The following is a 22,014-nucleotide window of genomic DNA, read 5'->3' on the forward strand; positions in this document are numbered from 1 at the left end:
GCGCCGCTGACCTCCCTGCCAATCCGGTTGCCGTCTCGGCGGGTGCCTGCCCATGCGCCTGAAATCCATCAAGCTGGCGGGCTTCAAGTCCTTCGTCGACCCCACCACGGTGAACTTTCCCAGCAACATGGCGGCGGTGGTCGGCCCCAACGGCTGCGGCAAATCCAACATCATCGATGCCGTGCGCTGGGTGATGGGCGAGAGTTCGGCGAAGAACCTGCGCGGCGAGTCGATGACCGACGTCATCTTCAACGGCTCCAATACCCGCAAGCCGGTGACCCAGGCCAGTATCGAACTGATCTTCGACAACAGCGACAACACCCTGACCGGCGAGTACGCGGCCTTCGCGGAAATCTCCATCCGCCGTCGGGTGACCCGCGACAGCCAGAACACCTATTTTCTCAACGGCGTGAAATGCCGCCGGCGCGACATCACCGATATCTTCCTGGGAACCGGCCTGGGTCCGCGCAGTTACTCGATCATCGAGCAGGGCATGATCAGCAAGCTGATCGAGGCCAAGCCCGAGGAGCTGCGCAACTTCATCGAAGAGGCCGCCGGCATCTCCAAATACAAGGAGCGCCGCCGCGAGACGGAAAGCCGCATCCGTCGCACCCAGGAAAACCTGGCGCGCCTGAGCGACCTGCGTGAAGAACTGGAGCGCCAGCTCGAGCGCCTGCACCGCCAGGCCCAGGCCGCCGAAAAGTACCAGGAATACAAGGCCGAGGAGCGCCAGCTCAAGGCGCAACTGACCGCCCTGCGCTGGCAGACCCTGAACGAGCAGGTCGGCCAGCGCGAGGCGGTGATCGGCAACCAGGAGGTCAGCTTCGAGGCGCTTGTGGCCGAGCAGCGCAACGCCGATGCCAGCATCGAACGGTTGCGTGACGGCCACCATGAGCTGTCCGAGCGTTTCAACCTGGTGCAGGGGCGCTTCTATTCGGTGGGCGGCGATATCGCCCGGGTCGAGCAGAGCATCCAGCATGGCCAGCAGCGCCTGCGCCAGTTGCAGGACGACCTGCGCGAAGCCGAGCGCGCACGCCTGGAAACCGAATCGCACCTGGGCCACGACCGCACCCTGCTGGCCACCCTCGGCGAAGAGCTGGCCATGCTCGAACCGGAGCAGGAAATCACCGCCGCAGCTGCCGAGGAATCCGCCGCCGCGCTGGAAGAAGCCGAGACCGGCATGCACGGCTGGCAGGAACAGTGGGACGCCTTCAACCAGCGCAGCGCCGAGCCACGCCGCCAGGCCGAGGTGCAGCAGTCGCGCATCCAGCAGCTGGAGCAGAGCCTGGAGCGCCTTGCCGAACGCCAGCGACGCCTGGGCGATGAACTGCAGCAACTGGCCGCCGACCCGGAAGATGCGGCGATCATCGAGCTGGGCGAGGAGATCGCCGGCGGTGAGCTGGACCTCGAACAATTGCAGGAGCAGGAAGCCGAACAGGCCGAGCGCCTGCAGCAACTGCGTGACGAACTGCAGCATACCGGCCAGGCCCAGCAGCAGGCCCAGGGCGAGCTGCAGCGTCTCAATGGCCGCCTCGCTTCCCTGGAAGCCTTGCAGCAGGCCGCACTGGACCCCGGCAAGGGCACGGCGCAGTGGCTGCGCGACAACGGCCTGGAGCAACGCCCGCGCCTGGCCGAAGGCCTGCGGGTAGAGAGCGGCTGGGAGCTGGCGGTGGAAACCGTGCTTGGCGCCGACTTGCAGGCCGTGCTGCAGGATGATTTCACCAGGCTGGACTTCGCCGCCTTGGAGCAGGGCGAGCTGCGCCTGGTGTCGGCGACCGCAGACGGCCAGCGCATCGCCGGCAGCCTGCTGGACAAGGTCGAATCCCCCGTGGATCTCGCGCCCTGGCTGGGCCAGGTGCGCCCGGTCGAGAACCTCGACCAGGCCCTGGCCGAACGCGCCGCCCTGGCACCTGGTGAAAGCCTGGTGAGCCGTGATGGCTATTGGGTCGGACGGCATTTCCTGCGCGTGCGGCGTGCCAGCGAGGCGCAGAGCGGCGTGCTGGCCCGCGCCCAGGAGCTGGAGAGCCTGGGCCTGGAGCGCGATGAGCGCGAGGCTGCGCTGGCACTGCTTGAGGAAAGCCTGCAGGCCCTGCGCGAGCGTCAGCGCCAGGAAGAAGAACTGCGCGAGCAGCAGCGTCGCCAGTTGCAGGATCAGGCACGCCGCCTGGGCGAGCTCAAGGCGCGCCTCTCGGCGGGGCAAGCCAAGGCCGAGCAGTTGCTGCTGCGGCGTCGGCGCATCGAGGCGGAACAACAGGAGCTGGCCGAGCAGCGCGCCATGGAAACCGAGCAACTGGGCGAGGCGCGCCTGTACCTGCAGGATGCGCTGGACAGCATGGCCTTGGACACCGAGCAGCGCGAAAGCCTGCTGGCCAGCCGCGATGCCCTGCGCGAGCGCCTCGACCGGGTACGCCAGGAAGCCCGTCAGCAAAAGGATCACGCCCACCAGCTGGCCGTGCGCCTGGGCTCGCTGCGTGCCCAGCATGATTCCACGCGCCAGGCCCTGGAACGTCTCGAACTGCAATCCGAGCGCCTTACGGAAAAGCGCGAGCAGCTCGACCTGAACCTGGAAGAGGGCGCCGCACCGCTGGAAGAGCTGCGCCTGAAACTCGAGGAACTGCTCGAACGGCGCATGGGCGTCGAAGAGGAGCTGCGCCTGGCGCGTCTGGCCCTGGAAGACGCCGATCGTGAACTGCGCGACGCCGAGAAGCGCCGTACCCAGGCCGAACAGCAGGCGCAGCTGCTGCGCGGCCAGCTGGAGCAGCAGCGCCTGGAGTGGCAGTCGCTGAACGTGCGTCGCAAGGCGCTGCAGGATCAACTGCTGGAAGATGGCTACGACCTGCACGGCGTGCTCGCCACCTTGCCTGACGAGGCGAGCGAGGCGGCCTGGGAGCAGGCCCTGGAACAGATGGCCGGGCGCATCCAGCGGCTCGGCGCCATCAACCTGGCAGCCATCGAGGAATACCAGCAGCAATCCGAGCGCAAGCGTTACCTGGATGCCCAGGACGCCGACCTGGTCGAAGCGCTGGACACCCTGGAAAACGTCATCCGCAAGATCGACCGGGAAACCCGCAACCGCTTCAAGGAAACCTTCGACCAGATCAACGCCGGCCTGCAGGCGCTTTTCCCGAAAGTTTTCGGCGGTGGCAGCGCATATTTGGAACTCACCGGCGAAGATTTACTCGATACCGGGGTGACCATCATGGCGCGTCCACCGGGCAAGAAGAACAGCACCATCCATTTGCTGTCCGGCGGCGAGAAGGCATTGACGGCGCTGGCGCTGGTTTTTTCCATCTTCCAGCTCAATCCGGCACCGTTCTGCATGCTCGACGAGGTGGACGCACCGCTGGACGATGCCAACGTCGGGCGTTACGCGCGGCTGGTCAAGGAGATGTCGGCAACCGTGCAGTTCATCTACATCACCCACAACAAGATCGCCATGGAAATGGCCGACCAGTTGATGGGCGTGACCATGCACGAACCCGGTTGTTCGCGCCTGGTGGCGGTGGATGTCGAGGAGGCGTTGGCGATGGTGGACAGTTGAGAGGGCCAGCTAAGGGTTTTGTCGCGTAAAAACCGGCCGCAGTGGCGGTTTTACAGCGTTTTGCCGGTGTAAAGTTGCCTTTCGTCGTGCTAGCTTAACGCCCACTTTTGTTGCGCGTGGGAAAACGCCAGTCAGAACATGGAGTTGGCGCCACGTTTCAAGGTCATCAGTAGGGGCCAGGACGCCTTTTTTCATCAATTTTTTGCTTTAGGGGTCAGGACATTTCATGGAATTCGGTCTACGCGAGTGGCTGATCATCATCGGTATCATCGTCATCGCCGGCATCCTTTTCGATGGTTGGCGGCGGATGCGCGGTGGCAAGGGCAAACTCAAGTTCCGGCTCGACCGCAACCTGTCCAACCTGCCCGATGACGAGGGCGACCCCGACGTGCTCAGCCCGCCCCGGGTGGTGGAGCGCAACCACGAACCCTCGCTGGACGAAGACGACCTGCCGTCGATGAGCGCCCGTGACGTCAACGGCCGCCGTCGCGGTGAGCCACGCCAGGGCGACCTGGACCTGACCTCCGACGAGCCGGTGCCGACCCTGCTCAGCCCGGTGGACGACGAACTCGATACGCGCAACAGCGTCTCCAGCAAGCAGGGCGACAAGGATCTGCCGCCGGTCGAGGAAGTGCTGGTGATCAACGTCATCGCCCGCGACGAACAAGGCTTCAAGGGCCCGGCGCTGCTGCAGAACATTCTGGAAAGCGGGCTGCGTTTCGGCGAGATGGACATCTTCCATCGCCACGAGAGCATGGCCGGTAACGGTGAAGTGCTGTTCTCCATGGCCAATGCCCTGAAACCGGGCACCTTCGACCTGGACGACATCGAAGGCTTCAGCACCCGTGCGGTGAGCTTCTTTCTCGGCTTGCCGGGCCCGCGTCATCCCAAACAGGCCTTCGACGTGATGGTCGCGGCGGCGCGCAAGCTGGCCCACGAGCTCAACGGCGAACTCAAGGACGATCAGCGCAGCGTGCTGACCGCACAAACCATCGAACATTACCGTCAGCGCATCGTCGAATACGAACGCCGCCTGTTGACGCAAAAACGCTGAAAGAAAGTGGCACCGACGAGCCTCAAGCTACAAGCCCAGCGCTTGGCTTGAGGTTTTTCGTTTCTATGCCCTGGCCGTGGCCCGCCGAGACCGACCCACATGAAAGACTCCGCCCAACGTATCCTCGAACTGCGTCACGAACTGGACGCGCACAACTACCGCTACTACGTGCTCGACGAGCCGAGCGTGCCCGACGCCGAATACGATCGCCTGTTCCGTGAGCTGCAGGCGCTGGAAGCCGAGCACCCGGAACTGGTGACGCCCGATTCGCCGACCCAGCGTGTCGGTGGCGAAGCGCTCAGCGCTTTTGGCGAGGTGCGCCACGAAGTGCCGATGCTCAGCCTCGGTAACGCCTTCGAAGAGGACGACCTGCGGGCCTTCGACCGCAACGTGCAGAGCGGGCTGGGGCTACGCAGCGGTGACCTGTTCGGCGCGGGTGGCGAAGTCGAATACAGTTGCGAGCCCAAGCTCGACGGCCTGGCGGTGAGCCTGCTGTACCGCGATGGCAAGCTGGTGCGCGGCGCCACCCGCGGCGATGGCACCACCGGCGAGGACATCAGCGTCAACGTGCGCACCATCCGCAATGTGCCGCTCAAGCTGCAGGGCAGCGGCTGGCCGGAGGTGCTGGAGGTGCGTGGCGAAGTGTACATGTCCCGCGCCGGCTTCGAGCGCCTCAACGCCGCCCAGGCCGAGATCGGCGGCAAGACCTTCGCCAACCCGCGTAACGCCGCGGCCGGCAGCCTGCGCCAGCTGGACTCGAAAATCACCGCCAGCCGCCCGCTGGAATTCTGTTGCTACGGCCTCGGCCAGCACAGCGCCGAGCCGGCGCCAACCCAGGTCGGCATGCTGCAGCGCCTGAAGACCTGGGGTATCCCCATCAGCCCCGAGCTGAAACTGGCCAAGGGCGTGGACGAGTGCCTGGCCTATTACCGCGATATCGGCGAACGACGCATGGGCCTGGCCTATGACATCGACGGCGTGGTGTTCAAGGTCAACAACATCGAGGACCAGCAGCAGCTGGGCTTTCGTGCGCGCACGCCGCACTGGGCCGTCGCCCACAAGTTCCCGGCCATGGAGGAGCTGACCGAGCTGCTCGACGTGGAATTCCAGGTCGGCCGCACTGGCGCGGTGACCCCGGTGGCGCGCCTCAGACCGGTCAAGGTGGCGGGCGTGACGGTGGCCAACGCGACCCTGCACAACATGGATGAAGTGGCGCGCCTGGGGGTGATGATCGGCGACACGGTGATCATCCGCCGCGCCGGTGACGTGATTCCCCAGGTGATGCAGGTGGTCACCGAACGGCGCCCCGAGAATGCGCGCCCGGTCGCGGTGCCGGAGCAATGCCCGGTCTGTGGCTCGGCGGTCGAGCGCACCCAGCTGATCAAGCGCAGCAAGGGCCGCGAAACGGTCAGCGAGGGCGCCGTGTATCGCTGCGCCGGTCGCCTGGCCTGCGCCGCCCAGCTCAAGCAGGCGATCATCCATTTCGTGTCGCGCCGCGCCATGGACATCGAGGGCCTCGGCGAGAAAAGCGTCGAGCAACTGGTGGACGAAGGCCTGGTGGGCTCCCCGGCCGACCTCTACACCCTGGCGTTCGAGCAGATCGTCGGCCTGGAAGGCTTTGCCGAGGTGTCCAGCCGCAAGCTGCTCGACGCCATCGCCGACAGCAAGCGCCCGGCCCTGGCGCGCTTCATCTACGCCCTGGGGATTCCCGATGTCGGCGAGGAAACCGCCAAGGTGCTGGCACGCTCCCTGGGCTCGCTGGAGCGCGTCACCCAGGCGCTGCCCGAGGTCCTGACCTACCTGCCGGACATCGGTCTGGAAGTGGCCCACGAGATCCACAGCTTCTTCCAGGATGCCCACAACCAGACGGTGATCAAGCACCTGCTCGAGCGTGGGCTGGAACTGCAGGAGCAAGGCGAACTGGCGGCCGAGTTCGCCGCCAGCACTACCCTCGGCGGGCTGCTCGACAAGCTGAACATTCCCTTCGTGGCAGCCACCGGGGCGAAGAACCTGGCCGAGCGCTTCAAGACGCTGGAAGCGGTGATCACCGCCGATTGGCTGGATCTCAGCGCCATGAAAGGCCTCAACGAAAAAGCCAAGCAGTCGGTGCGTGAGTTTTTCGCCAACGTCGAGAACTCCAATCGCGCACGGGCCATCGAGGCGCAACTGCGTGATTTCGGCATGCACTGGGAGAGCGAGAAGAAGGTCGTCGAAGGCCTGCCCCTGGCCGGCCAGACCTGGGTGCTGACCGGCAGCCTGGAAGTGATGAGCCGCGACATCGCCAAAGAGAAACTGGAAAGCCTGGGCGCCAAGGTGGCTGGCTCTGTGTCGGCGAAAACCACCTGCGTGGTCGCCGGCCCCGGCGCGGGTTCGAAACTGGCCAGGGCCACCGAGCTGAACGTCCCGGTGCTCGATGAACAGACCTTTATCGCCAGGCTGGGTGATTACGGTGTTGCCGCTGAGTGAGGAGTGGGAACTGCTCTAAGTGGGAGCGGGCATGCGCGCGATTTTTTCGCGGGCATGGCCCGCTCCCACAAGGTTCCCTGCGTGTGCTCGGATGGGTGAAACCCATCAAGCCGGCTCTTGAGTACCCCCTCAACCACCCGCCAACATCATCCAGAACGACGCCCCGACCCCGACGATGCTTTCGCCCGCCACCAGGCCGGCTGCGGCGGCGATGGTGAAGCGCTCGCCGAGGCTGCGCCAGCGCGACTGCACCACCCAGGCGAGCAGGGCACCGATGGCCATCATCAGCGAGATCGACGCCGGAATGATGAACGCCAGGCCGAAGGCCGCCGAGCTCGGCAGCAACCGGGCGTAGATCGACTGCTCGGGCAGGCTGGCTTCCAGGACGCCGAACGCCACGCCGCACAATGCGCCGATCAGCATGGCCCAGCGAATGCTGGCGTCGAGGGAGTCGAGGCCAAAGCCCAGTACCTCGGCCACCGCCTTCCAGGTGGCCACGGCCGGTGCCGGCCACTGCTGGGTGATCAGCATGCCTTGTGGGTCGGGAATCAGGATCTGGTAGACCAGCACGCCGACGACGCTGCCGACCAGGATACCCAGGCACTGGGCGATCAACTGGTTGTAAGGCTTGGCGCCGATGGCGTGACCGACCCGGAAGTCATTGAGCAGGTCGGTGCATTGCCCGGCGGCGCCGCCAGCGGTGTTGGCGGCCATCAGGTTGACGCTGATCTGCCCCGGTGCGATCACCCCGAAGGTCAGTTGCGACAACTGCCCGGTGGCGCCAATCGGCGGAATGCCGGTCGCCCCGACCACCCGCGCCGCCATGCAGGCGAGGGCGACGGCCAGGGGCACGCTGAGCAGCGCCATCAGCGGGTCGATATCGAACAGCGATACCTGCAGCGTCACCACCAGCAGCGAGGCCAGGGCCAGCATGAGCAGCGGCAGTTTCGCCGGGCTGTGCCGGGGCGTTTCACCCGTGGCGCGGACGACCCGCCGGCTTGCCACGAAGCGCACCGCCAGCGCGGTCAGGGTGGCGCAGACCAGCAGGGTCACGCCGGGCCACAGCAGCCATTCCACCAGGGGGGCGAACTGCGGGCCGCTGGCGTCATCGGCAAGGGTGACCAGGCCGCTGCTCAGCAACCAGGGCGCCAGACCGCCCCAGGCGATCAGCGCGCCGAGCAGCAGCGACAGGCCGACGCGAATGCCAATGATGCCGCCAAAGCCGATCAGCAGTGGTGACGGGTCGAGGTTGAAGGTCAGCCGCTCCAGCTGCGTGCTGGGCGACCAGCGCGGCAGGCCGTAGAGGAAGGTATCGGCCCATTTGACCAGGCCACCGAGCAGGGCTGCCGCACCGAGCACGCAGAGGCGTTGCAGCGCGTCACGGCCGTGGTTGTAGACTTGCTGCATGGTTTCCAGGGTGGCGACCGCTTCTGGAAAGCGCAGGCGGGTGTCTTCCACCATGCTGCGGCGCAGGTACCAGGCCACCCAGATCCCCAGAAAGCTCACCGAAAATACCCAGGCCACCAGGGGCAGGGTCGGCAGTTGCTGGCCGGTCAGCAGGGTGTAGGCCGGTATGGGCGCCACCAGGCCGCCGGCGATGATCGAGGCGGCCGCCGAGGCAGTGGTCTGGTTGATGTTGCTCTCGCGCATGGTCCAGGCCGTGCCCAGGCGCCAGCGCACCAGGCTTTGCCAGATGCCATAGCTGACCAGCAGGGCGATGATCGACATATTGAATGACCAGCCGATCTTCAGGCCCGAATAGATGTTCGACGGCGTCAGCAGGGCGCCGAGCAGTACACCGGAAAACAGCGCGCGGAAGGTGAGTTCGCGGTCGGCGAGCATGGCGAGCCTGCAACTGACGAATGTCGTCGTTTGAGGCGACAGGCTGGCGGGGGTTCAGTCTTAACGGAGGGGTGGTGCTGCGGGGAGAGCGGCGGGGCGCCGTAGGGCACCCCGCCGATGGATCAGTTGACCGCGTCGGTCAGGGCCTTGGCCGGTACGAACTTCACGACCTTCTTGGCAGCGATTTCGATGGCCTTGCCAGTCTGCGGGTTGCGACCGGTGCGCGCCGGGCGCTCGCTGACCTTCAGTTTGCCGATGCCCGGCAGGGTGATTTCACCACCATTTTCCAACGCGTCGCTGACGATCTCGCTCAGCTGATCGAGTGCCGCACGGACGGTGGTCTTCGGCGTGTCGATGGCTTCTGCGATGTCACCGATCAGTTGGTCTTTGGTAATGGCCATGTGATTGCTCCTTGGGATGAAAAGTCTGGCGTCGGATAACGCGGGTACTCGTGGATGATCGATCGGGGCAGTTCTGCCCGATCAGTCAGGCTTCATTGTGACCGACCTGCTGCGGGTTAATTCCGCCGCAGTGCTCAATTACGGGCATTTAGGGCCGTTTGCTGCGGCCAGTAACGGCCTTGGACCATGCCGAACATACTGGCGGTTCTGCAATCGGGTCTATTCTGCTGGAAACAGTCGCCAGAACCGTTGGGGTTCTGCTGGGGGAGCCATGCTGCGTCTATTCGCTGATCTCGGGTTTCGTTCGAAGATCACCTTGCCGATCATCTTTCTGGCGCTGCTGTTGGTGCTGATAGGCGCATTGGCCATGTGGGGAGTCGGCCAGGTGGTCGGCGCCAGCAACCGGCTGACCCACCATTTCCTGCCGGGGGTGAGCCTGCTGCTCAACGCCGATCGCGACCTCTACCAGGCGCTGGTCGCCGAGCGCAGCCTGCTCAGCGATGACGCGTCGGAACATGCCGCCGCCCTGCGCCAGGCCCAGGCCGAGAACGTCAAGCAGGCTGCCGATCGTGTTCGGGCCTACGCGCAAATGCAGCCGGGCGACGAAGCCACGCAGCTGGTGCACGAGTTCGAGCGTGCCCTCGCGACCTGGGAGCGCAGTGCTGCGCGGGTCATGCAACTGATCGGCACAGATCCAGCGGCCGCCGCTCGCCTGAGCTTTGGCGACAGCGAGGTGCAGTTCGATGCCATGCGCGAGGTCATCGACAAGCTCGGCGAGCTGGAAGACCAGGCCGCCAAGGATGTCGGCACCGCCGCGATTGCCCAGGGAGAACGCCTGAGCTGGCAGCTCGGCGCAGCGGTGTTGAGTGGCCTGCTGGTGTGCCTGTTGCTGATCGTCGCCTTCCCGACGCTGGTGACCCGCCCGCTGCACCGTTTGCTCGAGCGCATCGAGCAACTGGCCGATGGCGACGGCGACCTGCGGGTGCGCCTGGAAGTGTCGTCGCGCGATGAACTCGGCCGGCTGAGTGCCACCTTCAACCGCTTCCTCGACAAACTGCACCCGATGATCAGCGACGTGGGACGGGTTACCGGCGAGGTGGCCAATGCGGCGCAGGGTCTGGCGGTGATGGCGGCGACCAATGACCGGCTGATCAACAGCGAGCATGCGGCGGTCGATCAGGTCAGCACGGCGGCGACCGAGATGAGCGCCGCGGTGCACGAGGTCGCTCGCAGCGCCCAGGGCGCCGCCGATATCGTCCGCCAGGCCGAGACTCAATCACGCGAAAGTGCGCGGGTGGTCGGTGCGACCATCCAGACCATTCGGCACCTGGCCGGCGAGGTGGAAAGCGCGTCGCAGAGCATCCAGGCGCTCGAACAGGAGGCTGGCAGGATCGGCGAGGTGCTGGCGGTGATCCGCGGCATCGCCGATCAGACCAACCTGCTGGCGCTCAACGCCGCCATCGAAGCCGCGCGGGCCGGGGAGCAGGGCAGAGGCTTCGCGGTGGTGGCCGACGAGGTACGTGCCTTGGCGGCGCGCACCCAGCAATCGACCACGGACATCCAGGACATGATCATGCGTCTGCAGGGCGGGGTGCAGAATGCCGTCAAGGCGACCCAGACCGGCAGCCTGAAGGCCCGGGAAAGCGTCGACCAGGCGGCATGCGTGGATCAGGCGCTGAACGACACCAGCGACTCGCTGCAACGCATCAACGACATGACCGCGCAAATCGCCACCGCGTGCGAGCAGCAGAGCAGCGTCACCGAGGAGATCGCCCGTAACATCACCGATATTCGCGAGCTGTCCAACGAGGCGGCACATACGTCGCAGCAGAGCACGCAGGCCAGCCAGCGCCTGTCCGAGCTGTCCAGCGATCTGGCGCGACTGGTCGGGCGCTTCCGCGTCTAGCCACCCATATGCACGCTAAGTGCTTGAAGCAGTTGTAAGTTCGGCGCAAGCCGGTACAATGGCGCCGGCTCACTGCATGGTGAGCCGCGTTATGGTGGTCCTGCCGGTCCCCCCGCAACGATTACCCGTGAACCTGGTCAGATCCGGAAGGAAGCAGCCACAGCGGGAACATTGTGTGCCGGGGTGTGGCTGGCAGGATCGCCTCCATCTCCAGGCCCGTTCGGGTCATGGTCTCTCAGAATACGGCTTCGGCGCTCGGTACCTACCGCAGCGGCGCTTTCTGCTGTCTGCCGTTATGTTCCGGGCAGGCGATCGTTCATGTTGGCCGTGAAAAAGCCGGTGCAGCCAAGCCGCCATGATCCCCTTCACGCGCTGCGATGATTTCAGAATGTGGCGGTTCCGCCGACATCTGCGGGTCTTTAGAATCCCGGCAAATCCTTCGAGGGCAGAACCATGGCCGGGAGCCAGATAGAACGGGCATTGCACCTGCTGGAAAATCTGGCAGGCGCCGGCGACGTACCGATGCAGACGCTTGCCGAGCAACTGCAGATTCCCAAGAGCGCCACCCACCGCATGCTTGCCGAACTGGTGCGTCTGGGGTACGTGCGCCAGGACGCCGAGACCAGCCGCTATAGCTTGTCGACCAAGCTGGTCGCCCTGGGCTTTCGTTACCTGGCCGGCAGTGGCGCGGATATCGTGCAGCCGATCCTCGATCGCCTGGCCCGGCAAAGTGGTGAGCTGGTGCGCCTGGGGGTGATCGAAGGCGAGCGCCAGACCTGGATCGCCAAGTCCCAGGGCGCGCGCTCCGGCTTGCGCTACGACCCGGACATGGGCCGTGACGCGCCGCTGCGCTATACCGCATCCGGCCATGCCTGGCTGGCCAGCCTGACGGATGCCGAGGCGCTGGCACTGGTGGCGCGCCAGCACATAGCCGACGACAGCGAATTCGGCCCCAACGCGCCCCATGATGATCAGGCGCTGCTCGGTTATCTGCAGCGTGCCCGCGAGCGCGGCTATGCAATGGTGGTGGAAACCTCCTCGCTGGGCACCTGCGCACTGGCGGCGGTGGTCAGCCATCCGCAACAGGGCGGGGTGATTGGCGTACTGAGCATCGCCGGCCCCAGTGCGCGCATGCCGGCCGGGCGCATGGAGCAGCTTGCACCACTGTTGCTGGAAGCGGCTGCCGAGCTGTCATCGGCGAGCCAGGCTTCGGATCTGTTCCGCTGACCGGCTGATAGCGTTCGATTAACGCCCGAGCGATAGCAACGCTATTGATTGAATATGGAACCGGGTTCTAGATTGTTGTCAGGCGCCATGTGCCAACGACAATCAGAAAAGGACTCGAGTCTTGACCCCCCTACGAATCGTTCTGCTCGGTGCCGGCATCATGGGCCGCCAACACCTCAACTATCTGCGCGAGCTGCCAGAAGCCACCCTGTGCGCCATCGTCGATCCCGCCGAGCAAGCCCGACAGTTGGCCAGCGAACACGGCGTCCCCTGTTTCGACGAGTTGCAGGGGCTGCTCGATAGCGGCCTGGCGCAGGCGGTGATCATCGCCAACCCCAATGCTGCCCACGTACCCAGCGCAGTGCGCTGCATCGAGGCCGACCTGCCGGCGTTGCTCGAGAAGCCGGTCGGCGTGAACCTCCTGGAAGTACGCGAGCTGGTGGCGGCGGTCGAACGTAGCGGTGTGCCGGTGCTGGTCGGCCATCATCGTCGCCACAACCCGCTGATCGGCAAGGCGCGGGAATTGATGCGCCAAGGCGCGTTGGGCCGGCTCACCACGGTCACGGCGCTCTGGCAACTGCAGAAGCCGGACAGTTATTACCAGGTGCCTTGGCGGCGTGAGCCTGGGGCGGGCATGCTGCTGACCAACCTGATCCATGATCTGGATCTGCTGCGTTACCTGTGCGGCGAGGTGGAGCAGGTTCAGGCGCTTACCAGCCGTGCGGTGCGCGGTTTCGCCAACGAAGACAGCGCAGCGATCATCCTGCGTTTCGCCAACGGCGCCTTGGGTAGCCTGACCGGCTCCGACGCGGTGGCCGCACCCTGGAGCTGGGAGCTGAGCGCCGGGGAAAATTCGCTGTACCCAAGGCAGCCTGATCAGCCTTGTTACCTGCTGGCTGGTACCGCAGGTTCACTGAGCATCCCGCAACTGCGCTACTGGTCGTACGCGTCGCCAGGTGCAGGCTGGCACGAGCCCTTGCACAGCTTGGAGCAACCGCATGAGGCCGCTCCTGCGCTTTTGTTGCAGCTCAGGCATTTTATCGAGGTTGCCAGGGGCGACGTGCCGCCGCTGGTCAGTGCAGCCGACGCGGGGCGCACCCTGGCGTTGTATGACGCCATCTCCCGCGCCGCCGAGCAGGGCTGCGCCACCGTACCCGAATCCATCTGAGCCACCGTCCATTGGCGGGCCATGGCCCGGAGAAAAGATCGATGCGCACCCACGAACGCCCCATTTCCCTGGCCAGCCTGACCGTGCTGGAGCTGTCCCCACCGCAGATGGTCGAGGTGGCGGCCCGCAGCGGCTACAGCCATGTCGGCCTGCGCCTGATCCCCGCCACCAAGCAAGAACATCACTTTGCGCTGGTGGCCGACCCGAATCTGCGCCGGCAGACGCTCAAGCGGCTGCGCGATACCGGCATCGGCGTGCTCGATGTTGAGATCCTCCGTCTCAAACCACACACACGCTGCAGCGACTTCGCGTCAGTGCTGGAGGTTGGCGCCGAGTTCGGAGCCAGCGAGGTGCTGGTCGCCGGCAACGACCCGGACGAAGCACGGCTGACGGACAACTTCGCCGAATTGTGCGACCGCGCCATGGCGTACGGCTTGCGCCCCCACCTGGAGTTCATGCCCTGGACCAACGTTGCCGACCTGTCACAGGCGGTGCGTATCGTGCGTCAGGCCGGGCGTGCCAACGGCGGCGTGCTGGTCGATGCCTTTCATTTCGACCGTTCGGGTTCACGCCTCGACGCGCTGCAGCAGGTGGAACCATCATGGCTGCGTTATGCCCAACTGTGCGATGTGGCCGGGCCGCGACCGGACGACATGACGGAGATTCTGCGCCAGGCGCGCAACGAACGGCGCTTCCCCGGTGATGGCGATTGTGACTTGATGGGGCTGTTGCGCTGTCTACCGGCCAATGTTCCGTTGAGTCTGGAAGTGCCCAACCGGCAGGTGGCGGATCCGGCACGGCGGGCGCAGCTGGCCATCGACAAGACCCGGCTATTGCTGGAACGCCTCGCGCCGTCGGTATGAGCCTACCCGCATCCGCGATGGCAGTGGAACCTTTAGATAGTTAGTTTGCTACCGATAACGACGTCTGGATCACGAGAATCCCCATGAGCACCCCGAGTTCGCTGTCAGGCGTCAACCATCCCCTGAAGGGCATCGCCCTGGTGGTGCTGGCGACCTTCCTGTTCGCCAGCCATGACGCGCTGTCCAAGTACCTGTCCGGCATCTACCCGGTGATCATGGTGGTGTGGGCCCGCTACGTGGTGCATACGTTGTTGATGGCCGGTATCTTCCTGCCCCAGTCGGGCCTGCGCGTGCTGCGCAGCAAGCGGCCGGGGCTGCAGGCGCTGCGGGCGATCTGCCTGCTGGGCTGCAGCCTGTTCTTCACCACCGGCCTCTTGTACATCCCCCTGGCCGAGGCCACGGCGGTCAACTTCCTGGCCCCGCTACTGGTCACCGCGCTGTCGGTGCCCCTGCTCAAGGAGCATGTCAGTCGTGGGCAGTGGGCCGCTGTGCTGGTCGGCTTCGTGGGGGTGCTGATCATCGTGCATCCGGGCGGCGATCTGTTCACCCCGGCAGTGCTACTGCCGCTCTGTTCGGCGAGCTGCTTCGCTGCCTACCAGATACTCACGCGGCTGCTCAGCCAGCACGACACGCCGACTACCAGCAACTTCTTCACCGGCCTGCTCAATACCTTGCTGATGAGCTGCCTGGTGCCGTTCTTCTGGCAACTGCCGCAGTGGCACCATTTGCCGCTGATGCTGGCCCTGGGGGCGTGCGGCATGTTCGCCCATCTGCTGCTGACCAAGGCCTTCCGCCATGCCGCGCCGGCACTGCTGGCGCCGTTCGGCTATTGCCAGATCGTCTTCGCCGGCCTCTTGGGGCTGATCATCTTCGGCCACGACCCTGAGGCGAGCGCCAAGGTGGGCATCGCCATCATCTGCCTCAGCGGGTTGGCGGCCGCCTACCAGCAACGCAGAAAGCGCTGAAGGTTTCCTCCGCTGGTATGCAAGAAGGCCCGTCAAGGGCCTTCTCTTTTCTACATCGGTTTGGTCAGTGGCTGGCTTCGTTCACACTGTTCTGGCGGGCGGCGTCGTACTCGGCCTTGTCCATCGGCTTGGCCCCCGGCTTGCCCAGTTCGCTCATCGGGATGCGGTAGGTTTCCGGCGCGATGAAGGCGGCGATGGCGCACAGGCAAGTGATGCCGAATGCCAGGCCGCCGACCAGCCATGGGATGTTGTCCGAGCCGGGCGGCGCGACCATGGCGAACACCGCGGGCAGCATGGCGGTGAGCATGGTGCCGATGTTCTGGGCGATGGCCATGGCCGAGACGCGATAACGGGTCTGGAACAGCTCCGGATAGAAACTTGGGAACACCGCGTTGTAGCCCTGGTAGACCACGCCCCACATCAGCAGCGACATGATGAACGCCAGCGGCACGTTGCTGATGCTGATCGCATACAGGTAGCCGAAGGCCAGCAGGCCCGAGCCCAGCGCGCCGGTGATCATGGTCGGGCGGCGGCCGATCTTGTCGGAGAGGTTGCCCACGAAGGGGATCACCAGCACCGCGACGATGTTGCCGACCACGGGAATCCACAGGTAGATGCTCTTGTCGAAGCCGATCCCGTAGGCCGGTTGCACGGCGTAGGCGGCGCCGAAGATGGTCGCCACCACCGGGATCACGTTCATCAGCGCCATGACCATGACCAGAAACATGGTCCGCCAGCTGGTGCTGAAGGCTTCGGCGATCGGCGACTTGGCGATCTTCTGCTTGTTCTCTTCGTTGACGAAGGCCGGCGTCTCGTGGACTTCACGACGGATGATGAAGCCCGCCAGCAGCACGAAGGCGCTGAGCAGGAACGGGATCCGCCAGCCCCATTCGTTGAACGCTTCGGTCGGCATGAAGTAGGCCAGCGGCAGGAACACGGCTGCGGCAAGCACCTGGCCGGCCTGCACGCCCTGCAGCGTGAAACTGGCATAGAAGCCTCGTCGTCCGAACGGCGCATGTTCGAGGATCATCGAGCTGGCGCCGGAGATCTCGCCGGCTACGGCAAAACCCTGGATCAGACGCAGCACCACCAGCAGCGCCGGAGCGAGGAAACCAATGTCGTGGTAGGTCGGCAGCAGGCCCACGGCCATGGTGGAGATGCCCATCAGAAACATGCACAGCAGCAGCACGTTCTTGCGACCACGGGTGTCGCCCCAATGGCCGAGAACGAAGGCGCCTACCGGGCGGGCCAGGTAACCGACGCCGTAGGTGGCCAGCGAGGCGACGATGGCCATCTTCGGATCGGTGCTGGGAAAGAAGATCTGCGGGAAGATCAGCGCGGCAGCTTGCGCGTAGATGAAGAAATCGTAGTACTCCAGCGCTGAACCGACCCAGCCGCTGGCAGTGGCTTTCTTGGCTTGTGAACTTGAGGGCTTAGCCATCATGGTCTCCGTTGTTATTAGAGCGCCGAGCGAAGCGGCATCTGGATGCGGCTTGCCACGGCGTGAGGGGACCGGCCTTGTGGATGGCACCGGTCAACCCGCTTTCAGGATTATCGAGCGGAGTGTCGCGAGTCAGGGTTGGACGTGCGCAGGGGCAGTTGGCTGGGTGGACGCCAAAAAGCGTGCGAATGGTATGCGGGTATGCGCAAGCTGGGAAGTGAACATGGGCGTACTCTTATTGAAATTGTTATGGATGAAGCGGGGTCGTTTGCTGATCGCGGCGGAAGGGTTTCCGTCACTGCAGTGGGAAAACATGGTGTTGCAAACCACGAAATAGCGTCAATTCGATAAACGGCCTATTGTTCGATAATCGCACGAAATACTAACTAGTTCGTACACTTTGAATTGCCGCCTCCCGCGGGCGCGCGAATAATCGCTGCAGGCCTTAAGAGATGGCATCGGGATGAACGGCCTGGCGAGTTCCAGGCTCGAACGCTCTGTCGGCTACGCTTGCCGATGCCGGGCCAGGTCTTACACGATCCGCAGAGGTCGTCATCTACAAGGAGCTGAAGTATGCATCGCTCGATCGCCACCGTCTCGCTGAGCGGCACCCTGCCCGAGAAACTCGAAGCCATCGCCGCTGCCGGCTTCGATGGCGTGGAAATTTTCGAGAACGACTTGCTGTACTACGCGGGCAGCCCGCGCGACGTGCGCAAGATGTGCGCCGATCTGGGCATCGCCATTACCCTGTTTCAGCCTTTCCGTGATTTCGAGGGCTGCCGTCGCGATCGCTTGCAACGCAATCTGGATCGCGCCGAGCGCAAGTTCGACCTGATGCAGGAACTCGGCACCGACCTGGTGCTGGTGTGCAGCAACGTGGCGGCCGACTCGCTCGGCGACGAGGACATTCTCGTCGATGACCTGCGCCTGCTGGGCGAGCGCGCCGGCGCGCGCGGCTTGCGTATCGGCTACGAGGCGCTGGCCTGGGGGCGCCACGTCAATACCTACCAGCAGGTCTGGAACCTGGTACGCCAGGCCGACCATCCGGCGCTCGGCGTGATCCTCGACAGTTTCCATACCCTGTCGCTCAAGGGCGACCCGGCGGCCATCGCCGAGATCCCGGGCGACAAGATCTTCTTCGTGCAGATGGCCGATGCGCCGCTTCTGGCCATGGACGTGCTGGAGTGGAGCCGCCATTTCCGCTGCTTCCCGGGGCAGGGCGAGTTCGACCTGCCAGGCTTTCTGGCGCCGATCATCCGCACCGGCTACAACGGCCCGCTGTCGCTGGAAATCTTCAACGATGGCTTTCGCGCCGCGCCACCACGCGCCAACGCGGTCGATGGCCTGCGTTCGCTGCTGTACCTGGAAGAAAAGACCCGGCAACTGCTGGCGGCCGATGCCCAGGCGCCGAACCTCGACCTGTTGTTCGAAACGCCCGCGGCGAGCCGCTACCACGGCGTCGAGTTCCTCGAGTTCGCCGTCGACGAAGCGGCTGGAGCCAAGCTGTCCGGTTGGCTGCAGCGCCTGGGGTTTGCCAGGGCCGGCGAGCACCGCTCCAAGGACGTCAGCCTGCTGCGCCAGGGCGACATCAACATCGTGCTCAACGCCGAACCCTATTCCTTCGCCCACGGCTTTTTCGAGGCCCATGGGCCGTCGCTGTGCGCCACCGCGCTTAAGGTCAAGGACAGCGCCGCGGCGCTGCAGCGTGCCGTCGATTACCGTGGCCACCCGTATCGCGGCCTGGTCGGCCCGAACGAGCGGGAGATTCCGGCCATGCGCGCGCCCGATGGCAGCCTCATCTACCTGGTCGACCAGGCCGAAGCAGGGCAGACCATCTATGACAGCGACTTCAAGCTTGACCCCGCCGCGCTACCGACCGGCAGCCTGCAGCGCATCGACCATATGGCGCTGGCGCTGCCGGCGGACAGCCTCGACAGCTGGGTGCTGTTCTATAAAAGCCTGCTGGATTTCGAGGCCGATGATGAAGTGGTGCTGCCCGACCCCTATGGCCTGGTGAAGAGCCGAGCCCTGCGCAGCCGCTGCAGTTCGGTGCGTTTGCCGCTGAACATCTCGGAGAACCGCAACACCGCCATCGCCCACGCACTGTCCAGCTACCGTGGCTCCGGTGTGCATCACATCGCGTTCTCCTGCGAGGACATCTTCCAGGAAGTCGAGCGGGCCAAGGAGGCCGGGGTGCCGCTGCTGGACATCCCGCTCAACTATTATGACGATCTCGCCGCGCGCTTCGATTTCGACGACGAGTTCCTCAGCGAGCTGGCCTATTACAACGTGCTCTACGACCGCGATGCCCAGGGTGGCGAGCTGTTCCACGTGTACACCGAGGCGTTCGAGGAGCGTTTCTTCTTCGAGATCATCCAGCGCAAGAATGGCTACGTCGGTTATGGCGCCGCCAACGTCGCGGTCCGTCTGGCGGCCATGGCCAAGGCACGTACTGGTGTGACGCGGCAGGCCAAGCTGTAAGCTGTGCGCAGGCGGATGCGTGCCGATGGGCGCATCCGCTTTTCGTTTGCAGTGATAACAAGAATGCTTTGATGAGTGATTCCATGACCGCTACCCTCGAGCCTGTGAGCCAGGAACAGGCCGCAGCGCCGCGCAAACCGCCGCGCAAGAACAACCCGGAGAAGACCCGGGAGAATATCCTGCAGGCCGCCATCACCGAATTCGTCCGGCAAGGGCTGTCGGGTGCCCGGGTCGATGCCATCGCCGAGCGCACGGCGACGTCCAAGCGCATGATCTATTACTACTTCGGTAGCAAGGAGCAGCTTTATCTCGAAGTGCTCTCCAAGTTGTATGGTGATATCCGCAGTACCGAGCGCCGGCTGCACCTTGATGAGCTGCCCGCGCCGGACGCCATTCGCCGGCTGGTCGAGTTCACCTTCGATCACCACGACCGCAATTCCGATTTCGTGCGCATTGTCAGTATCGAGAACATCCATTACGGCGAGTACGTGAAGCAGTCGCCGGAAATCCGCCGGATGAGCGACGTGGTGCTGCTGACCCTGGGGGAGACCCTCAAGCGTGGCGAGAAGGAAGGGCTGTTTCGCGAGGGGCTCGATACCCTGGACGTGCACATGCTGATCAGCTCGTTCTGCTTCTACCGCGTCTCCAATCGGCACACCTTCGGAGAGATCTTCCAGATCGACCTGCCGGACGAACAGGTCAAGCAGCGCCACAAGACCATGATCTGCGAAGCGGTATTGCGCTATATCACACGCTGAGCTTATCACCTGGTGAGCTCAGGCCGACTCGTTGCTGAGTCGGCCCGTTGGCATCAGCCGTTCATGCTGTGGAAGTGATCGAGCATGCGCTGGGCATCGGCCTGGGCGTCGCTGAACAGCTCGAATGCCTTCACGGCCTGAAAGACCGCCATGTTGCCACCGTCCAGGGTCCGGCAGCCGACGGCACGGGCTTCACGCAGCAGTTCGGTTTCCAGCGGGAAGTAGACGATCTCCGCGACCCACAGCGCCTTGCGAAGCAGCGCCTTGTCGACCGGCATGCCGGGCAGCTTGGCCATGCCCATCGGCGTGGTGTTGACCAGGCCATCGGCGGCAGCCATCGCTGAACTCAGGTCACCGCCGGCCCCGGCACGTGGTGAACCGAAGTGCTTGTTGAGGTTGGCGGCCAGGGCCTGGGCACGCGCGGGCTCGACGTCGAAGATGCTCAGCTGTTCGACGCCCTCGCTGAGCAAGGCGTGGGCGACCGCGGCACCGGCGCCCCCGGCGCCCATCTGTACGACACGCCGGCGGGCGACGTCACCCAGGCCGCGCTTGAAACCTTCGGAAAAACCCAGGCAGTCGGTGTTGTGACCGATGCGTTTGCCATCCTTGAACACCACGGTGTTCACCGCCCCGATGCCTCGGGCTTCGTCGGAGAGTTCGTCGAGCAGCGGAATGATCGCCTGCTTGCAGGGAAAGGTGATGTTGAGCCCGGTGAAGCTCATGCGCTCGGCGGCGCTGAGCAGGTCGGGGAGGGCGCCGATGTCGAGCTTCAACTGATCCAGGTCGATCAGCCTATATAAGTAGCGAATCCCCTGGGCATCGCCTTCATGCTCGTGCATGGCGGGCGTACGCGACGCCTGGATGCCTGCGCCAATAAGGCCGGCCAGAATGCTCTTGCTGGAAGTCATGGCTGCCTATTCCTTTACCAGGTGGCTGAAATGGTGAAGCGCCGCGCGATAGCCATTGCTACCGAGGCCGCATATCACGCCAAGGGCGACCGGTGAAACGAAGGAGTGATGGCGGAAGGCCTCCCGCTTGTGCACGTTGGAGAGGTGCACTTCGATGACCGGCAGCTCGCTGGCTACCAATGCGTCGCGAATGGCGACGGAAGTGTGCGTCCAGGCAGCGGGGTTGATCACGATGCCGGCGCAGCGACCGCGAGCCTTGTGGATCCAGTCGACCAGTTCGGCTTCTTGGTTGGTCTGCCGGAACTCCGTGGCCAGGCCCAGCGCTTCGGCGCTGTCTGCGCAGAGCCTGGAGATATCGGCCAGGGTTTCATGGCCATAGGTGGCCGGCTCACGGGTACCGAGCAGGTTCAGGTTCGGGCCGTTGAGAATCAGAATGATGGGAGCCATGGTGCTTCCTGTTGTTATTGTGGAATCCGCCTGTTATGGCTCAGATAAAAATGTACTAACTGGTTAATTAGGTCAACTGGCTACCTATATAAGAGGAGGGCAAAGCGTTCGATTATCGAGCCGCAGGTAATCTTGCAAGAAATCGAAATAAACGGTTGACCTGAGTTTCAGGGAGCCTATAATGCGCACCACTTCCGGCGCAGCCTGATCTGAAAACTCCTTTGAATACAAAGAGTTAGAAGAAAATAAGGGTTGCGCGGGCGGCGAATTCGAGTAGAATGCGCCGGCATCGACAGGGTGGTTTGAGTGGCGCTGTTGATGGTTCGATCAGGTTTGATCGAAGGCGGTAAAGAGGGTGTTGACAGCGGTTTGTAACGCTGTAGAATGCGCCTCCCGCTGGAGAGAAGATGATCTGGTCGGGCGCTGCAAGGTGTTGAGAAGAAAGAAAAAGTTCTTCAAAAACAGCTTGACAGCAAATGAGGGTGCTGTAAGATGCGCGCCTCGGTTGAGACGAAAGCCTCAGCCAACCGTTCTTTAACAACTGAA

General features: G+C 64.3%; 15 protein-coding genes, 1 other RNA gene and 1 pseudogene. 12 read left to right on the forward strand and 5 right to left on the reverse strand.

Annotated features, from left to right (window positions below):
* The first annotated feature begins 52 nt into the window (after positions 1-52).
* The 3 genes from smc to ligA all read left to right on the forward strand — a co-directional run bounded on the left by smc (position 53) and on the right by ligA (position 7,061).
* Positions 53-3,541: a chromosome segregation protein SMC gene (gene smc / locus SA190iCDA_RS12590; protein WP_070888266.1), complete on the forward strand. Its 3,489-nt coding sequence runs from the start codon at positions 53-55 to the stop codon at positions 3,539-3,541.
* A 226-nt stretch (positions 3,542-3,767) separates the two neighbouring features.
* Positions 3,768-4,595: a cell division protein ZipA gene (zipA, locus tag SA190iCDA_RS12595; protein WP_070888265.1), complete on the forward strand. Its 828-nt coding sequence runs from the start codon at positions 3,768-3,770 to the stop codon at positions 4,593-4,595.
* A gap of 99 nt (positions 4,596-4,694) precedes the next feature.
* A complete protein-coding gene (gene ligA, locus SA190iCDA_RS12600; RefSeq protein WP_070888264.1) occupies positions 4,695-7,061 on the forward strand; it encodes an NAD-dependent DNA ligase LigA in 2,367 nt (788 codons plus the stop codon).
* A 129-nt stretch (positions 7,062-7,190) separates the two neighbouring features.
* On the opposite strand, the gene SA190iCDA_RS12605 is transcribed toward ligA, so the two are convergent.
* Entirely contained in the window at positions 7,191-8,903 is a 1,713-nt protein-coding gene (locus SA190iCDA_RS12605) for an OPT/YSL family transporter (protein WP_070888263.1), read from the reverse strand.
* A 122-nt stretch (positions 8,904-9,025) separates the two neighbouring features.
* Positions 9,026-9,304 (reverse strand): HU family DNA-binding protein, encoded by a 279-nt coding sequence (locus SA190iCDA_RS12610; protein ID WP_013791713.1) that lies wholly within the window; start codon positions 9,302-9,304, stop codon positions 9,026-9,028.
* A 271-nt stretch (positions 9,305-9,575) separates the two neighbouring features.
* On the opposite strand from SA190iCDA_RS12610, the pseudogene SA190iCDA_RS23460 reads away from it, so the two are divergent.
* From SA190iCDA_RS23460 to SA190iCDA_RS12640, 7 genes and pseudogenes are all read left to right on the forward strand, one after another.
* Positions 9,576-10,304, forward strand: a pseudogene (locus tag SA190iCDA_RS23460) (MCP four helix bundle domain-containing protein); the annotation flags it as partial.
* 201 nt (positions 10,305-10,505) lie between these two features.
* Entirely contained in the window at positions 10,506-11,210 is a 705-nt protein-coding gene (locus SA190iCDA_RS23465; RefSeq protein WP_419203933.1) for a methyl-accepting chemotaxis protein, read from the forward strand.
* A 101-nt stretch (positions 11,211-11,311) separates the two neighbouring features.
* Positions 11,312-11,408, forward strand: an RNA gene (gene ffs / locus SA190iCDA_RS12620) — signal recognition particle sRNA small type.
* Positions 11,409-11,663: 255 nt separating this feature from the next.
* Positions 11,664-12,437 (forward strand): IclR family transcriptional regulator, encoded by a 774-nt coding sequence (locus tag SA190iCDA_RS12625; protein WP_070888261.1) that lies wholly within the window; start codon positions 11,664-11,666, stop codon positions 12,435-12,437.
* A 160-nt stretch (positions 12,438-12,597) separates the two neighbouring features.
* On the forward strand, positions 12,598-13,605 hold the full coding sequence (locus SA190iCDA_RS12630; protein ID WP_070888286.1) for a Gfo/Idh/MocA family protein: 1,008 nt from the start codon (positions 12,598-12,600) through the stop codon (positions 13,603-13,605).
* A gap of 41 nt (positions 13,606-13,646) precedes the next feature.
* On the forward strand, positions 13,647-14,468 hold the full coding sequence (locus tag SA190iCDA_RS12635; RefSeq protein WP_070888260.1) for a sugar phosphate isomerase/epimerase family protein: 822 nt from the start codon (positions 13,647-13,649) through the stop codon (positions 14,466-14,468).
* An 83-nt stretch (positions 14,469-14,551) separates the two neighbouring features.
* Positions 14,552-15,433, forward strand: coding sequence for a DMT family transporter (locus tag SA190iCDA_RS12640; protein WP_070888259.1), 882 nt, complete (start codon positions 14,552-14,554; stop codon positions 15,431-15,433).
* A 64-nt stretch (positions 15,434-15,497) separates the two neighbouring features.
* Here SA190iCDA_RS12640 and SA190iCDA_RS12645 read toward each other — a convergent pair whose 3' ends face one another.
* Positions 15,498-16,874: an MFS transporter gene (locus SA190iCDA_RS12645; protein ID WP_070888258.1), complete on the reverse strand. Its 1,377-nt coding sequence runs from the start codon at positions 16,872-16,874 to the stop codon at positions 15,498-15,500.
* 573 nt (positions 16,875-17,447) lie between these two features.
* Between SA190iCDA_RS12645 and quiC the strand changes: the two genes are divergently transcribed.
* Both quiC and SA190iCDA_RS12655 read left to right on the forward strand, forming a co-directional pair.
* A complete protein-coding gene (quiC, locus tag SA190iCDA_RS12650) occupies positions 17,448-19,355 on the forward strand; it encodes a 3-dehydroshikimate dehydratase QuiC (RefSeq protein WP_070888256.1) in 1,908 nt (635 codons plus the stop codon).
* A 71-nt stretch (positions 19,356-19,426) separates the two neighbouring features.
* Complete coding sequence (locus tag SA190iCDA_RS12655; RefSeq protein WP_070888255.1) at positions 19,427-20,113, forward strand: TetR/AcrR family transcriptional regulator; 687 nt, start codon at positions 19,427-19,429, stop codon at positions 20,111-20,113.
* Positions 20,114-20,166: 53 nt separating this feature from the next.
* On the opposite strand, the gene SA190iCDA_RS12660 is transcribed toward SA190iCDA_RS12655, so the two are convergent.
* A complete protein-coding gene (locus SA190iCDA_RS12660; protein ID WP_070888254.1) occupies positions 20,167-21,021 on the reverse strand; it encodes a shikimate dehydrogenase in 855 nt (284 codons plus the stop codon).
* 6 nt (positions 21,022-21,027) lie between these two features.
* Positions 21,028-21,468, reverse strand: a complete 441-nt coding sequence (gene aroQ, locus SA190iCDA_RS12665) for a type II 3-dehydroquinate dehydratase (RefSeq protein ID WP_070888253.1) — start codon at positions 21,466-21,468, stop codon at positions 21,028-21,030.
* Positions 21,469-22,014: the final 546 nt, after the last annotated feature.

The organism is Pseudomonas argentinensis (genome assembly GCF_001839655.2).
GTDB lineage: Bacteria > Pseudomonadota > Gammaproteobacteria > Pseudomonadales > Pseudomonadaceae > Aquipseudomonas > Aquipseudomonas argentinensis_B.